13 protein-coding genes are annotated in these 15,675 nt (G+C 47.9%); 5 read left to right on the top strand and 8 right to left on the bottom strand.

Annotated features, from left to right (window positions below):
- The first annotated feature begins 45 nt into the window (after positions 1-45).
- The gene (locus PVA46_RS07400) at positions 46-840 is read left to right on the top strand and encodes a glutamate racemase (protein ID WP_167696098.1); all 795 of its coding nucleotides are present in this window, start codon (positions 46-48) and stop codon (positions 838-840) included.
- Entirely contained in the window at positions 812-1,591 is a 780-nt protein-coding gene (locus PVA46_RS07405; protein WP_167696099.1) for a uracil-DNA glycosylase, read from the top strand. The genes PVA46_RS07400 and PVA46_RS07405 overlap by 29 nt, the downstream gene beginning before the upstream one ends.
- Here the strand turns inward: PVA46_RS07405 and PVA46_RS07410 are convergent.
- Both PVA46_RS07410 and infA read right to left on the bottom strand, forming a co-directional pair.
- Positions 1,539-2,594 carry an NYN domain-containing protein gene (locus PVA46_RS07410; protein ID WP_167696100.1) on the bottom strand — a complete coding sequence of 352 codons (1,056 nt, stop codon included), beginning with the start codon at positions 2,592-2,594 and terminating at the stop codon, positions 1,539-1,541. The two genes, PVA46_RS07405 and PVA46_RS07410, sit on opposite strands and share 53 nt — an antisense overlap.
- A gap of 45 nt (positions 2,595-2,639) precedes the next feature.
- On the bottom strand, positions 2,640-2,861 hold the full coding sequence (infA, locus tag PVA46_RS07415) for a translation initiation factor IF-1 (protein ID WP_167696101.1): 222 nt from the start codon (positions 2,859-2,861) through the stop codon (positions 2,640-2,642).
- A 196-nt stretch (positions 2,862-3,057) separates the two neighbouring features.
- Here infA and PVA46_RS07420 point away from each other — a divergent pair, with 196 nt between their 5' ends.
- The 3 genes from PVA46_RS07420 to PVA46_RS07430 all read left to right on the top strand — a co-directional run bounded on the left by PVA46_RS07420 (position 3,058) and on the right by PVA46_RS07430 (position 9,476).
- On the top strand, positions 3,058-4,287 hold the full coding sequence (locus tag PVA46_RS07420; RefSeq protein WP_167696102.1) for a VWA domain-containing protein: 1,230 nt from the start codon (positions 3,058-3,060) through the stop codon (positions 4,285-4,287).
- A 433-nt stretch (positions 4,288-4,720) separates the two neighbouring features.
- Positions 4,721-8,380: a UvrD-helicase domain-containing protein gene (locus PVA46_RS07425; protein WP_167696103.1), complete on the top strand. Its 3,660-nt coding sequence runs from the start codon at positions 4,721-4,723 to the stop codon at positions 8,378-8,380.
- 445 nt (positions 8,381-8,825) lie between these two features.
- On the top strand, positions 8,826-9,476 hold the full coding sequence (locus PVA46_RS07430; RefSeq protein ID WP_167696104.1) for a hypothetical protein: 651 nt from the start codon (positions 8,826-8,828) through the stop codon (positions 9,474-9,476).
- Positions 9,477-9,605: 129 nt separating this feature from the next.
- Here PVA46_RS07430 and PVA46_RS07435 read toward each other — a convergent pair whose 3' ends face one another.
- From PVA46_RS07435 to PVA46_RS07460, 6 genes are read right to left on the bottom strand one after another with little or no spacing between them, the layout of a single operon-like run.
- Positions 9,606-10,700 (bottom strand): tRNA nucleotidyltransferase/poly(A) polymerase-related protein, encoded by a 1,095-nt coding sequence (locus PVA46_RS07435; protein WP_167696105.1) that lies wholly within the window; start codon positions 10,698-10,700, stop codon positions 9,606-9,608.
- Between the two features lie 41 nt (positions 10,701-10,741).
- Positions 10,742-11,092, bottom strand: coding sequence for a TraR/DksA family transcriptional regulator (locus tag PVA46_RS07440; RefSeq protein ID WP_167696106.1), 351 nt, complete (start codon positions 11,090-11,092; stop codon positions 10,742-10,744).
- A 42-nt stretch (positions 11,093-11,134) separates the two neighbouring features.
- Complete coding sequence (locus PVA46_RS07445) at positions 11,135-11,629, bottom strand: DUF188 domain-containing protein (protein ID WP_167696107.1); 495 nt, start codon at positions 11,627-11,629, stop codon at positions 11,135-11,137.
- 51 nt (positions 11,630-11,680) lie between these two features.
- Positions 11,681-13,609: an ABC-F family ATP-binding cassette domain-containing protein gene (locus PVA46_RS07450; protein WP_167696108.1), complete on the bottom strand. Its 1,929-nt coding sequence runs from the start codon at positions 13,607-13,609 to the stop codon at positions 11,681-11,683.
- A 13-nt stretch (positions 13,610-13,622) separates the two neighbouring features.
- Complete coding sequence (locus PVA46_RS07455) at positions 13,623-14,906, bottom strand: SH3 domain-containing protein (RefSeq protein WP_167696110.1); 1,284 nt, start codon at positions 14,904-14,906, stop codon at positions 13,623-13,625.
- Positions 14,907-14,941: 35 nt separating this feature from the next.
- Complete coding sequence (locus tag PVA46_RS07460) at positions 14,942-15,664, bottom strand: ABC transporter ATP-binding protein (protein WP_167696112.1); 723 nt, start codon at positions 15,662-15,664, stop codon at positions 14,942-14,944.
- Between the last annotated feature and the right edge of the window lie 11 nt (positions 15,665-15,675).

A 15,675-nucleotide genomic window follows, 5' to 3' on the forward strand; every position in this document is an offset into this window, starting at 1 on the left:
AGGGGAGGAGCGTGAGCATCTTTTTTAAGTGTTTATAATAATTATATGACAAAAAATCACAATATATTAATTATCGACTCAGGCATCGGTGGATTACCCTATTTTACTTCCATTAAGCATCTCCTAGAAGCGCACGCGCTAGCCTGCACCATCGACTATCTTGCCGATAACGACGCTTTTCCCTACGGTGCCAAGAACGATAGTCAACTGCAAGCCCACTTACATACACTGGCTAACAAGCTCAAAGAGGCGCATAAGCATTACGATGTTATCGTTATCGCCTGTAATACCGCCAGCATCTATGGCAAAGAGATCTTCACCAAGCACCTGCCCAATACCCCCATCCTCACGACCACGCCGACCCTCTGCATGCAGAATACCTCCAGTGAATCCTTTCTTCTGCTTGCCACCAGTGCGACTTGCCGTGCCTACCAGCACCTAGGCAACATCACCATCATTCCTGCCGATCCGCTAGTACGGTGGGTAGAAACGCTCTTTCCCCAAGCCTCACAAGCCGAGCGTATGAAGTACCTTGAAACGTTTGTCATCGAGCAAATTCCCATTCAACATCCAGCAACACTCATTTTGGGATGCACACACTTTTTACATATTAAAAATGATCTAGAAAAACTTCTGACCTCCCACCACCTACAGATCGCCGAGACCACCCAAGCTCTTGCGCAAGAGCTCCTACAGACCCTTCTCCATCAAGGCGCAACCAAGGGCAAGGTACAGCTAGGAGAACTCTATTTAACCCGGTATCTACCCGAAGATAAGGCATATTATCAAAAAATCGCAGGAGAATATCACTTTGAATTTAACAAACATCGGCTCTTTTAATCACAAACACCATCCGCTCAATTACCCCGTTCACCCTGAATGGCGCACGCTCTTTGTCGAGCTATCCGAGAAGCAATGGTTTCAGCTCCTTCTTAAAGAGATTGAGCATGCTTATGCAACCCTAAGCATTGCACCCCAAGAGAAGTACTTGTGGCGCGCCTTTGAGCTTACCCCACGTGCGCAACTCAAAGGGATTATTTTGGGGCAAGATCCTTATCCGAACATCGAATACGCTAATGGTCTAGCCTTTAGTGTCGATCCCGGATTAACGATTCCTGCATCACTACGCAATATCTTTTTTGAACTCAACCGCTCGCATGAGATTCCCGTCTCCACCCATGGCGATCTCTCCAACTGGGCAAAACAAGGACTTCTCCTACTCAATACCGTCCTAACGCTTGATCTTTCCACAAAAAAGAATCCGAAAAACATCTCAGAAGAACTCTGGACGCGCCTGAATCAAAGCATTATTCATTATATCCTCGAGGAGAAAACCCCCGAACTCATTTTTATGCTTGCCATGGGCAAAAAGGCGCAAAAGGCGGCAAAAACCTTCTTGCTAGCCGACAACCTGCATATTATTAGTACGCCCCACCCATCGCCACTGGCAGCCATTGGGCGTAGCGCAACGCCCTTTATTGGCTGTGGTTGTTTTTGTGAGATTGACGCTTTTCTACAAAAACATCAACAAGCCAGCATTACTTGGTCTCTTGACGCACTCGACGCACAAAAGGATAACCGTCCTCACTAATCTTCGTCTCCACGATGCCACGTACTTCGGCGTTCTGAATAAACTTCTTCAATTTAGAGAAGCCTAGCTCCTGTAAATTAACGCCTCGGTTTGACAAGAGAATGCCCAAGTGATTATAGCCATGCCAGCCGTCGTGCTCACTATTTTCCTTGAGTTCATCTAGCTTGATAAGCTCTTCATCTAGTGCAATTAGCGCTGCCTGTAACGATCCTGGGGCGCTATTTCCACGCGTATTACCATTGTTACGGGAGACCACCTCGCGTGAGCCGCTCTCGGAGCGTTGAATGGTGATAAATCCAGCAGATCCTGCGGCCATGACAAAATGGCTAAAGCGTTTAAAGCCCAAATCGCTCTCGTTAAATTCGCGATTGAGCATCTTCATCTGGATCTTTACTGCACTAAAAGGCGTACTCTTGCCCTGATTCTTCAACATATCAGCAGCCTCGGCCAACTGTTGAAACCAATACTCTCTGCTCTCTTTTACCTTGGATACGGCAACTTCCTCGTCCTCATCATCATCGTCTTTGCTAGCCAAGAGTTCGCGATAGTCGGTAAAGCCGTCGGCAAGGGCAAGGAGATCTTGAGGGGCGCGCTTCATATCGTAAATGACATGGATCATCTTACCATTTTTACGCATGGTTTGCAGGAGCGGACGAAAGTCGCTATCGCCGGTTACCACAATAAAGACATTGATATGTCCATAAAATTGAAGCAACTCCATCGCGTCGCTCACTAGCGCCATATCGGCCGAATTCTTTCCCTTACCCCCATTGCCCCCCTTGTGAGGCGTGTGCGTAAGCTTAAATTGACGTTCGCTAAGGCTACGGCTTAGCTTAGCAAACTTGGGAATCGACCAATCAGCATAGGCAAAGCTCACTGCTACCCGACCAAATCCTTCGGCAAATTCGCCGATCCCTTCCATCAATAAGGTATCGTTATTGGGTGGGGTGATATTCTCAATATCCCACAAAATAGCTACACCATGAGGCATCTCTTTATTCATAGTTTATTCTCGATTTTAAAATTAAAATTTTAAAGGATAAGAGCTCTAACGTTCGCGGAAAATGATGCGACCTTGTGTCAAGTCGTAAGGAGATAGCGCCACCTTCACCCGATCACCGGGAACAATACGAATATAGTGCTTGCGCATACGCCCCGAGAGATAGGTCATCACAACGTGCCCATTATCGAGCTTAACTTTAAAATTGGTATTCGGCAGTGCATCGGTTACGACACCCTCTACCTCAATTGCTTCTTCTTTTTGCGACAAAATGCCACCTCATCTTTTCATTTAATAATCTCTAAGAAATCTTATCATCTCTTCTCCTCTAGTCTACTCGTTTTTGAGACTAAAAGTCAATTATCTACGTCGCTTTTTCGTACACTTTTACGCATAACCACAAAAAATATCGACAAAATAGCCCTTACGTCTTCTCTTTATAGCATGGAGCGTCGAAAATTTGATTATGATGAAATTATCTACCTTGCCAAAATTTCTCAGCCTCTCTCTCTTTTTTAGTGGATTCCTTCTCTTGCTCTCGGCACAAGAGCTCTCAACGGTGCGTATTCTCAGGCCAGAGGACATCAAAATTTTTCGGCTAGACCCAAGCAAAGATGGCTTTGATCTCTTTGTGCGAAAAAGAGATGGCGTAGAGTCGATCATGCTCACCGACTCCACCGTCGACCTGCAAGGCCTCTACGATAACTTTGCCCTACGCGCCTACGACCCCGACCCCACCTATGCAAATGAGCATCGCAACCTAGGCGATCGTACCATCGCTCTCTCCGACGGAAGCTACTTTCTGGTTACCTCTACCGCGCAAGTCTTTAAGCCCCTTGGCGATGACGAATGGTTTCACCTCTTTGTGCCCAGCGCCGTGGTCTTTGGCTATCCACGCCCCGGCAGTAGAGAGGGGCAGATGGAATTTATCGACGACTTTTGGCTCAACATCCGCACCTTTACCGCGCCCAACGCCACCTATAACACCGCCCTCCCCGATCGTGGCTTTCGTGATAACCCCTACCATATCCGCTTCCAAAAAGTCGCGCCCAAAACCGATTCCATCACACCCCTTAGCCAACTCGCCAAGCAAACAGGGGGAACCTTCCATACCAATCTCGAAAAAGGGGAAGATTTCATCGCTACGCTAGAGCAGATCTTCGCAGCTATCCCCGCCACTGGCACGACCAAAGTCGTCTTTGCCATCGACACCACCGTGAGTATGAAACAAGTGATGCCCTACGTGCAAAGAGAATTTCTGCCCACGCTCATTCAAGAACTACAACAAAAACCGATCCAGATCGGCTTTGTCCTCTACCGCGACTACGAAGATGCGCGCAAAGGGGCGTATCTTACCAAGATTTTGGGGACAGGCTTTACCCGCGATGCCAAGGTGATTGAACAGCACATCAAGAGCATTACGGTAGGCGGTGGACACGATATTCCCGAGGCAGTGTACGAGGCAATTGAGCGCGCGGTGCAAGATTTCGACTGGAGCGGTGCGCAAAATCGAATCATCATCCAAATTGGCGACGCGCCTCCCCACCCCACGCCCAAGAGTCGCCAAATACGCACGCCCGAAGGGAAATTCATCACCATTTTTGGCCCCACCCAAGAGCAAACTATCGCCATGGCAAAGGCAAAAGGCATCACGCTTATCACCTACCTGCTACCCACCAACGCCGACTATCACTAAGAAAAAGTATATCATCCAAGGAGATCAATTGATGTTGAAAAAGATAAGAGCTACACTATTAGCACTACCTAAAGCATGGAGAATCGTACTATTATTCCTTGTAACATTTTTGTTTATTCTTTTTGTAGTTCTTCCCATATTCTATAAGCTCGGCGAGTTAATCTATAAAGATGATTGGTATCCCACCAAGTCAACATGGTTAGAGCCTCTTCTGCTTGTTCCAAGTATTACATTATTGTGGTTATTAGGAAAGTGGTTAAAATTAGACGAAAAGAAGTAGCTTTTTTCTAAACAATAAATGTGGGTTTACCCCCATATTGGCTTAGTTTTATGCCAAAGTTAAGTAACGCATTTCAACGTAATAGCTTGATACTTGCGCCGATTCTCCTAAAAAATACTTCCGTCTTAGCCTATTTTGTGCTACAATAGTCGCATGAGTAAGAATTCTTATGTCGACTTAGACCTCACCCAGCCCGCCGCCCTCAACGCATCTGCCGGCACGGGCAAGACCTACAGCCTTATCCGCCTTGCGCTCCTCTACCTGCTAAAGAAGGATAATCCCCCCACTATCCAGCAGATTCTCCTAGTTACCTTCACCAACAAGGCCACCGCCGAGCTTCGCCATCGCCTGCGTGAGTTGCTCAAAGGTCTGCTCCACCCCAGCGACGAGACCGAACTAAAACAGTTTTGTGAGGAGCATCGCGCCTTTTTGGAGCGTGAGGACTACCATATCGAGAACGACCGACCCGAAATCAGAGAGTGCCTCGAGCGTGCCTATGCCAATCTCGACGAAGCGCCGATCTACACCATCCACAGTTTTTGTCAATATTTATTGCGCGCCTATCCCTTTGAGAGTAGACAGAATTTTCACTTTGCGCTGGTCAACAACCAAGCCATTCTCGAGCAACTGCTCTACGACTTCTTTCGCCAGCAAGAGCAAGCCATCAATCCACGCATCCACCTTGCCTATCGTTGTTACACCCGTTCTTACAAATTTTTCAAGAACGACCTCGAGAAGCTACTCCTTGAAAAGTCAGAGCGATACGAAGATAGTCCCCTCATCCAAGCGCTCAAGGAGGAGCTTCGCACCAATCTCATCCACCCCGATCCAGACGAGCGCAATCGGGTATGGGAGATCTATCAAGCCTATCAACAAGGTAACCATGAACTCAACGCCATAGTGGAGGCGCTCCGTGCCACGGCTATCCCACCCACAGAAGAAGATAATAAAGTGCTATGGCAGGAGCTTAAACGCATCGATCCGCGCGATCTCTACGCCCTAATGGACATCCTCGCGCAAATCCCACCCAAAAGTAAGGGAGATTTTACTACGTTAATCGATCAACTCGCAAAGCTTAATCTCTATCACCTAGAAAATGGTAAAAAATCAAAAATTCCCTTCTTTAACGCGATGAAGGCGACGTTGCTTGCCGAGATTGTCGATTTTATCCAGAAAAAGCACCCGCAGCAACGCCAAGAGCAGGCGCAGTTGCGTTTTAATGATTTGATCGACGATGTTTATCAACTGCTTGCCCATGAGCAGGCCAATGAATCATTTGTTAGCGCGATTCGTCGCAATTTTCGCGTGGCGCTCATTGACGAATTTCAAGATACCGACCACAAGCAGTGGGCAATCTTTAAGCGCCTCTTTAGCCCCAGCCCCAACCCCAACGATCCGACAGACCACACCTATCTGCTCATTGGCGACCCCAAGCAGTCGATCTACCGTTTTCGCGGGGCGAACCTTCAAACCTATCTCACCGCGATGCAGAGCGTTCCACAAGATAATATCTGTACGCTTGCCAACAACTATCGCTCTAATGCACAGGTTATCAAGGCGATTAACCAACTCTTTGCGCCCCTCTTTTGCGAGCAAGATTACGCATCCGTCAACGCAGAAAACAAAGAAGCGCTCATGCTTATGAAAAACGACAAACCCTGCACCGCAGGCATCACCTTGCTTACACCTACCCTAGCTGCGGAGGCAAAGCCTATCGGCAGTAAAGAGAGCATTAGAGCGACGGCGCAAGAACTCCTCGTGCAACAGATTCATACCCTGCTCGATCCTGCCAATGGCTACGAGCTCTACAACCCCAAGACACAAAAATCACGAAAATTAGAGCCCAGCGACATCGCCTGTCTCACCGAGACCCACAAGGAGGGGAGCGATCTTAAAGAGGCGCTCTATCGTCTCAATATTCATGCCGTCAACATCTCCAACCAGAGCCTCTTTGCCAGCCAAGAGTTTCTCTTTTTGCAACTCTTCCTCCAAGCGCTCATCGCTTTACACGCCAAGGGTACCGCGGTAAATGAGTTCTTCTACCATCACTTCCTCCACACCTTCCGCCAAAAGCATCCGCAAGATGGCTACGCGCGTCTGGTAGGCAAGCTCGAAACGGCAAAGGCGTTGCTCCAAAAGCACTCGATCTTGCGCGCCTTCGATCAGATCTTAACAAAATGTGATATCATGCGCTCCCAGCTCGCCCAGCCCTACGACGGCGAACGTTTCTTTATTAATATTCGCCACCTCGAGGATCTCCTCATCGACATTGGCAGAAGTACCGCGCTCACCAACCCAACGGCGATTCTCCACGCCCTCCAAGCGATGATTGACAAAGCCGAAGCCCAAGACGAGAGCAATAATGAAAAGACCTTGCGTCTGGAGCACGACGAAAATGCCCTACAAATCCTCACCGCGCACAAAGCCAAAGGCCTTGAGTTCCCCATCGTCTTTAGCCTCGTAGGCATCACCAATCTAAACGAAATAAAAAGCAAGCCATCGCTCGCCTACATGGACGAACAGGGCAAGCAAGGCTATCGCTACGGCATCGACGCAACCTTTGTCCAGATGCACACCCAACAAGAACTCGACGAAAAAAAACGCCTCTTTTACGTTGCCTGCACCCGCGCCCAGAGCCACCTCTACCTACCCTATCTCTTTGTAAAAGATCCCGTGCCCTTTGTGCAATTTTTGCAACAATTTTTAGATCTAAAGGAACCCGAACTAGAAGTAAATGCCAAAGGAATAAAAGTAACCGGCGCTGCTGTAAAACAGGCTACGCAACGTCATGAAGCAATAGAAGATGCCCTTAAGGGACTCCCCGCTGCCTTTGCCTATCTTGATATCGATACGGAGATAATGCTCGCGCCTCTGTCGCAAGAAAAAGCGACACGATCCAATCCGCAATTTATCCCTGCCTCGCTAGATATCCAGATAAAAGATCGCATGCGCGCAACCCATAGCTACACCTCGCTCACCAAAAACCTCAAGCGTACCGCTAGTGCTAGCGAACCTGAAGATGATCAGAGCGATGCCGAAACATTGCTGTGGGAGGATAACGAGACCCCAGCCGTTGTTACCGCGCTCACCCTTAAAGGCGGAAAGAGTCTGGGGTTGCTTCTTCATCAACTCTTTGAAGAGAAAGATTTTAGCATCGCAAGTATCGACAAAGAAACCTTCCTCACCAACGAGACGATCCACCACCAATTCCACACCATCGCCCAGCAACACTTCCACACCAAGTGGATAGAGCGAAATCTTGCCATCGTTAAAGAGATCTTTTGGCAGAGCCTCAATGTGCCGATGCCTCACTCGCGCCAACCGCTTCACCAACTCGATCGCCTGCGCCAAAGCAAAGAGCTTTCCTTTCGTCTCTTTTTACGCGAAAAGGTAACCTTCAACCTTAATGAGATCAATTACACCCTCAAGCAGGGCCTCCTCACGGGCTTTATCGATCTCTTTTTTGAGGATGCAGGTAAATTCTATATCATCGACTGGAAGAGCTCCAACCTCGGCGAGAGCCTAGCGCACTACACCCAAGAGCGCATGCAAGCCGAAATGCATCAGCAACACTTTACACTACAGTACCACATCTACCTACTGGCTATCACCTACTACGTGCAGATGAGCCAGCGCACCTTTAGCTACGACCAAATCGGTGGGGTATACTATCTCTTTTGCCGAGGCATCCAAGCCGATCAGGGGCATCAACACGGCGTGCTTCTGCTTAAACCCACACAAGCCGAATTCGAAGCATTTCAACACGCCTTTTCTCGCGCTATCCAACTACAGCCTGTACCTGAAGGAGGATAAACAATAAAAGAGCCATTACGAGAAGTCTTTTAGGAAGTCTATCCGCAAGAAGATGCATTTAGAAGATGATAATCCTAAGCCATAAATGGGGGGTACATCCCCCGTACTATCGCCTTGCGTTTACCGCATACCTTAGCAGAAAAAGCCCTTACATAGGATATTTTGGGAAATGTTTCCTAAGCTATTATTAGTTAGTGCCTCTTTTACATGTTGTGAAAAATTATTGCTTTATTCAAAATCACAGATAATTAATCAACAGATAAATAAACAATCCCAAAAACAATGCATAGATATGAATAAAAAAATTATTATAATTAATTTTAAGATCTTTTTTGCATAATTATTAAAAATATTTAATTTTATTAATTATAATAATAAAATTATTGACAAATATTGTAATTTTGTATATAATAATAAATAGATTATAAACATAAGGAGTAAATTTATGTTCAAAAAAACTTTATTTTTGCTGGCCGTTTTGGCGATGATTGGTTTGGTAAGCTGTAAGCCAAACAATAGTGATGTTGATAATGGTATGGATAAACCTGATATTGATAATGGTACAAATAAACCTGATATTGATAATGGTATGGATAAGCTTAATGTTGATGTCGAATTATCCGTGAATAATATCATCATTCCTACTACGGAGGCTGGAGAGGAAGGAATGGCTACCGCCCTGATGACCCTGAAGATTGATGGTAAAACCGAACAAGATGACGACAATTGGAACGCGATAAACGTAGAGGCTCTTAATGGTTTCTCTTTTTACGTGGTAGGCATGGAGCTACCCAGCGGTAGTGCGTACGCCTTACCTTGGAATTTTTCCCTAAATGAGCTAGTAGAACTGCTTGTGGAGGAGACAGATTTTATGTTCACCTTAGCCGATGGCGTAGATGGTACGATAACAATTAATCCATCTTCTGTTGAAGCCTTTGGTCTTAGCTGGGCTACTGCAGTAACAGCAGGCGATACTATTAAATTTCCTGCCGTTTACAAGATAACCTTTAAGGGTAATGATGTCGATGGCTATACTGTCGTTGTTGCCAAAAAAGAGCTAACCGATGTTACATCTACCATTACTATAGATAAATAAAATAATATATAGCTTAATTAAATCTACTAGAAAAATAGAAACCTCACCTTAGCAGTGAGGTTTTTTATTCTGTTTCGTGTTGTATTTATGATGATAATTATCTCTAGCTCCACCCAATCACAATTCATCTCACGTGCGTTTATTACGTCGACGTTGAAGATAATCCTGCTCTTTAAAGAAGTTGCTCGGTAGCCCCTCTTTGGCGGCCATCATCTTAATCACCATAAAGAGGTCTTTATTCGGAAGCACAACCGGAAAGAGAATCTCTTTTAGGAGCAAGACAATCGCCTCACCCTCTAGCGAGGAGAGCGTACCTAGCGCCTTGACATACGGATAGATCATGCCATACATCGTTTGATGGCGGATCGAGATACTCTTAAAGCGCTTGCCCCTAGGGAGATCGGGCTGGGTGATATGTGCCCAAAGCTTCGCTTGCTCGGCCTTACCAAGACGCTGAATATAGGCATGATAAGCGGGAATCCAGTAGGCAAGAAGCTTCATTTCGTAGCAAGTGGCTAAGAAGTCGGCACACTCGGCGAGCACCACCACCTTGAGAAGTTCTTCACTGAGACGCGAAGAGGAGCTCTTTGCGAGTAACGGCGCTTGTTTTTTGATCGCTTTGGCAAGGGCGGGAGATAGTTTGCTTTGGGAGGTTTTTGCCGATTTAATCGCACGGATCATGCGCACAGGATCTTCAACAAAAGTGATCTTGAGGGGAACAACTGGCTCAATCATGCGATTTTGTAGATGGCGATAGCCCCCGTGAAAGTCGATAATCTGCTCTTCCATCACGTCGTAATAGAGCGCATTAAGCGTAAAGTCGCGCCGAAAGGCATCTTCTTCGAGCGTGCCAAAGAGCTCTTCGCCATCATCACCATTACGCGATCGAAACGTTGCCACCTCAAAGAGCGCGCCGGAGTTTGTTGTTACATGCACCAGCTTAAAGCGCTTACCAATAATGCGCGATCGCTTAAAGATCTTGCGAATCCTTGCAGGGTGCTCGTTGGTAACAATATCCCAATCCTTAGGCTCTCTGCCCAATAGGATATCACGAATCGCCCCCCCCACAATGTAGGCCTGCGCACCAGCATGAATCAACTGCCGACAAATCGCATAGGCATCTTTATCTACACTACGCGCATCAATTCCATGCTCTTCCTTTACATAGACATCAGCCAGCTTAACCAACTTGCCTTTACTACTCTTGCTATACCGTGCTAACACCCTATTATATCATTCCTACTGCTACAAAGATCTCTTCTTTTTTAGTGATGCGATGTGATAGCTCGCTGGCAATCGATGCACATAGCCGCCTCAGGGATTGCCTCTAGGCGCTCTTTATCGATCATCTTGGCGCACTTAACACAGACGCCATACGTGCCATTTTCCATTCTCGCTAGAGCCGCATCTATCTTTTGCACGCCCATTAACATGGTCGCACCCAGTTGCTCTAGGATCTTTTTGTCATTGGTGGTGGAGACTTCGTCCATGCTATCGCCACCGTCGTGTTGATGAATCATCTCATCAAAACGTTCGTGCTCCAACTCCCAATTGCCCGTGAGCTTAGCCCGCTGGGCTAGCAACACCTCTCGCATGCGTTCTGTAAAGTCATTCATGCCTCGCCTCCTTGTCTTACTACCAACTCATAGCTTGGTATGTTAACACTTCTTAATCATAACACACTCTATCGATTCTCGCAAGCCCTTTTTTTCTTCTAGCACACGATAAAAGGCATTGGCAAAATTTTGACCATCTTTTTTGGCATACAGACTCTCTTTGGGCGGAACATAGAGACCAGCCTCACGCGCTTTTAGCATATGATCGCGTTCGCTTAATTTAACCTTGATTTCGTCATCATTAAATTGATATCCGCGATCGTTAAGCACCGCCACCCCCTTGGCTAACAATCGGCTCGCCAAGATAATATCACGCGTTAAAACCAAGTCGTGCACTTGCGCATGTTCTACTAAAAAGTCATCCGCCTTATCCGCGCCAGCTTCTACCTGATAAAAGAAGATATTTTTATGGTGCTTGGGCAACGAAATAGGATGATTTGCCACAAAGTGTGCACAGATTCGCCCTTTGAGTGCGCTACGAATCACCACCTCGCGCGCCTGCTTAACGAACGAGTCACCATCAATAAAGACGCGCACAACCATCCTCCTTATCGTAAGGATGCAACTTCCCCCTAGCTCCCCGTTCCACTAAGTATCCCTCTCTAGCTCCTGCGTGATGCTTTGCCAGCTCTCGTATAGTGTCTCTAACGATGCCTCTAACGATGCAATCTCGGCTTGCACCTCTTTTAAACGCCCCACATCGCGATAGACCACCTCATCGGCAAGCATCGCCTGCTTCTGCGCCAAAGTATCCTCTTGTTCGGCTATCTGAAGAAGAAGCTCTTCTTCCTGACGCTTCAATTTACGCACCTTGGCCGCTTGTGCCTTATTCTGTAAGCGCTCCTGTTGCGAGTTGGTGATGACCTTGGGCTCTTCTTTAATCGCCTTGAGAAGCGACTGCTCCTGCTTGGCGCGCATCAATTGACCCGTACCGCCCTTTGCCCATTGATCCAAGTAGTAGCCGTAATCCCCCGGATAGTATCGAGGCTCTGCCTGCATGTGCAATACCGACGTTGCCAACTGCTCATTAAAGTAGCGATCGTGGCTGACAAAGATCAACGTTCCACGATACTCCTTCAAGGCACGAAGTAAGAGATCCTTGGACTGGAGATCTAAATGGTTGGTCGGTTCATCTAAAATAAGTAAATTGAACGGTTTTAAAAAGAGCCTTGCCAACAATAAGCGCGCCTTCTCGCCACCCGAGAGTACCGAAATCGGCTTGTAGACCGCATCGCCATTAAAGAGAAACGCCCCCAAGATATTACGTACCTCCGGCTGTAGGTGCAGCGGCGCTTGGCTCTCCATCTCCTCCAAAACGCTCTTACCCATAAAGGGCTGGTGCGTATCCTCGCTAAAGTAGCCAATCTCCACACCACTGCCCCACTTGAGATAGCCACTATCGGCCTTCTCCACGCCACTCAAGATACGCATCAAGGTAGACTTACCCGCACCATTGAGACCCGTAATCGCCAAGCGTTCGCCCTTCTCCACCAAGAGCGTCAGATCGCTAAAAATGAGACGATCGTTGTAACTCTTTTGGAGATCTTCCAAATAGAGCACCCGCTCGCCAGCATGCGGAGGCTTGGGCAGAACAATACGCATCTGTTTGGTGGTTTCTGGCAGGGAGGGAAGCTGTTCTCGGATCTTTTCGGCCTCACGTAAGCGCGACTGTACCAAGCTCGCTTTACTAGGACTCGCCCGAAATTTGCGCGCAAAATCCTCAATCTGGGCCAGACGCTCCTCTTGCTGTTGACGCAACTTCATTAATTGTTCCAACTCCTGCGCCCGACGCACCTCGTACTGGCTATACGATCCTGCATATCGCTTGAGCGCCCCATTAAAAAGCTCCAACGTCTCATTGGTAACTTGCTCCAAAAAGTAGCGATCGTGGCTCACCAAGAGCAGACCACCGCTGAACCGCTTCAACCAATCCATCAACCACACAGAGGTCTCAGTGTCCAAAAAGTTCGACGGCTCATCAAGAAGGAGAATATCCGGCTCACTCAAGAGCACCTGCGCCAAGGCAATACGCATCTGCCAGCCCGAGGAGAAGTGCTTCACCTGCTTAATAAAGTCGCTCTCCTTGAACCCAAGTCCACGTAACGTAGCATCGATAAGCGAGGTGCGTTGATAAAATGAACTATGCGCCAAGCGATCGTGTAGAGCGCTAGCCTCTTGCAGACTCTCTTCATCGCCAAGCTCCATCAATGCATGGGCGCGCGCCTCGTAAGCAAACCAATCATCATAGGCATGCTCTACCTGTTGCCAGAGCGTCGCCTCCGCCTCCACCTTACTGCTCTGTGCCATGTAGGCGAGCTTTGCTCCCTTACTTAAGACGATCTCCCCATCATCAGGGCTAAGACCACCTGTCAACACCTTCATCAATGTCGACTTTCCCGCACCATTAATCCCTACCAACGCTGCCTTACTCATCGGCGCTAAGGTAAAGGCAACCTTATCTAAAATTACCCGCTCGCCAAAAGCAAGCGACAACGAAGAGACTTGTAAAAATGCCATCTAGTGCCAAATCCTACTTAACAAAAATTGTCTCGATGGGGCTAACATACTGCGATAAAAGCACATGATTAGGCGTCATTTGCTCCACCCAACTCGCCTCAAAACCACCCACGCCCATGCGGTAGGCGATAATGATACGCTTAGCCGATTCATCAAAGACCAGTGCGAAAGCACCATCAAAACGATTGCATAACGCATCATCCAGATAGAGATCGAAGAGAACACGCCCACTATTGCCGTCGCTGGGCAGAATAATTTGAAAATCCTGTAAGCTCTGTGTATCGTTGAAGATAAAGCGCCCATCGCCCGTAAAGGTAAGCGTGCCCCAATCGCTACGGAAGGTTGGCCCCATCGCGGTAAACTCTCGATAGCGCGCACCACGTCGGCTCTCTTCCTCACTGATAATCGCCCGAATTGGCTGTTGTAGCACCCTAAATTCAGCACTCTGGTTCGCCCCTCTAAGTGAGTAACGTGCCTGCACCAAATTCGGTTTCAACGTAAAGCTAAAGGGACTATCCACAAACATATAGGCATCGCCACCTACCGGCGTAATGCGACTGTAGGTAAAGTCGACACTTTGATTGGGCAAACGGATGTTAATGGTCTTGCTCTCAGGGTTGATAAAGAGTCCATACTCCTCGCTGACCAGCGCCAAGTTGACCGTATTTTTGGCCACCATATCATAGATATATGCAGGACGCCAGATATTCTCGGGGTCGAAAAAATTCTCTAAGATGGCATCGCCTGTATAATCCTTCTCATCATAAATTGCCTGCCCCGACTCGGTGAGCATATACTCGCGCAAAAAGCGTCCATACGCCCAACCCTGCACACCGTCGTTAGAGAGCAAGTGATACCAATACGCCTTGTACCCACCAATCTGCTCGCGCTCGGCACTTCTGCCAATCACTTTTAAGACCTGTCCATCACGCAAGGAGTAAAAGCTCTCCCCCTGAATGACGTACGGTTGTCGGCGCATCGGTAATCCGGTACGTCTGGCATCAACGTAACTACGCAAGAAGGGCGCAAATTCAGCCAGATACTCCTGCGCTTGTGTCTTCTTCTCAAAGCGCTCTAAACGCCACTTATCCATCTCGATAATCGCCCGTGTATCAGGATGCTCCACGCGAACAATCTCTCGGCGCTGCGACTCGCCCACAATACGCACAATCATGCCCGTGGCAAGCTCAATCTCATCGGCGCTCCAGAGCACCACACCATAGCCATAGCTATCTCGACACGATGCCACCACTAGCAAGATCGTGCTCATCATCAATATCTCTCGTATTCTCTTCATGCTACCCTTATCCTATCGCAGTTTAGGCTATTTAGTCAATGCATGGAGAGAACGCCCTGCCCCACCCCCAACGCCTGCCATAAGAGCTTGCGCCGTGCCTCATAATCAAGACCCGTGCTATCGATGCGCTGTAGCTGGGGGGTCGATTCCTTATGCATCACCCAAATTTCATCGGCTAAATCGAGCGCCTCCTCCACATTATGGGTGATAAAAAAGAGGGTAAATTGCTCTTTTTCTTGCAGTTCTTTCAAAAAGAGGCGTAATTGTTGGGCGCTGAGCGCGTCGATTGCCGAAAAAGGTTCATCCATCAGCACGATAGGTTGCCGATAGATCATCGTACGCAAGAGCGCCACGCGTTGGCGCATACCTCCCGATAATTGATTGGGATAGTGATCGGTAAAGTCGGCCAACCCAAACCTCGCCAAGTGCGATTGCACCTGCGCATGCGCCTCTTGCTTGCGAACTCCCGACAATACTAAAGGCAACGACGCGTTCTCCAAAAGCGTATACCATGGCAATAAGAGATCTTTCTGTTGCATGTAGCTCACCGGAAGTTTATCAACAAGCTCTCCGTCCACCTGCATCCTACCACTATCCAGCGAGAGCAAGCCAGCTAGCAGGTGAAAAAGTACGCTCTTGCCACAGCCAGAGGCGCCTAAAAGCGCCGTTCGCTTGCTCGAAGGTAAAGAGAAATCGAGCGACCGCAACACCTGATGACCACCAAATGCCTTACTTAAACCATTTATCTCGATTGCCATGGTGCGCCCCC

The organism is Entomospira culicis (genome assembly GCF_028748145.1).
Taxonomy (GTDB): domain Bacteria; phylum Spirochaetota; class Spirochaetia; order WRBN01; family WRBN01; genus Entomospira; species Entomospira culicis.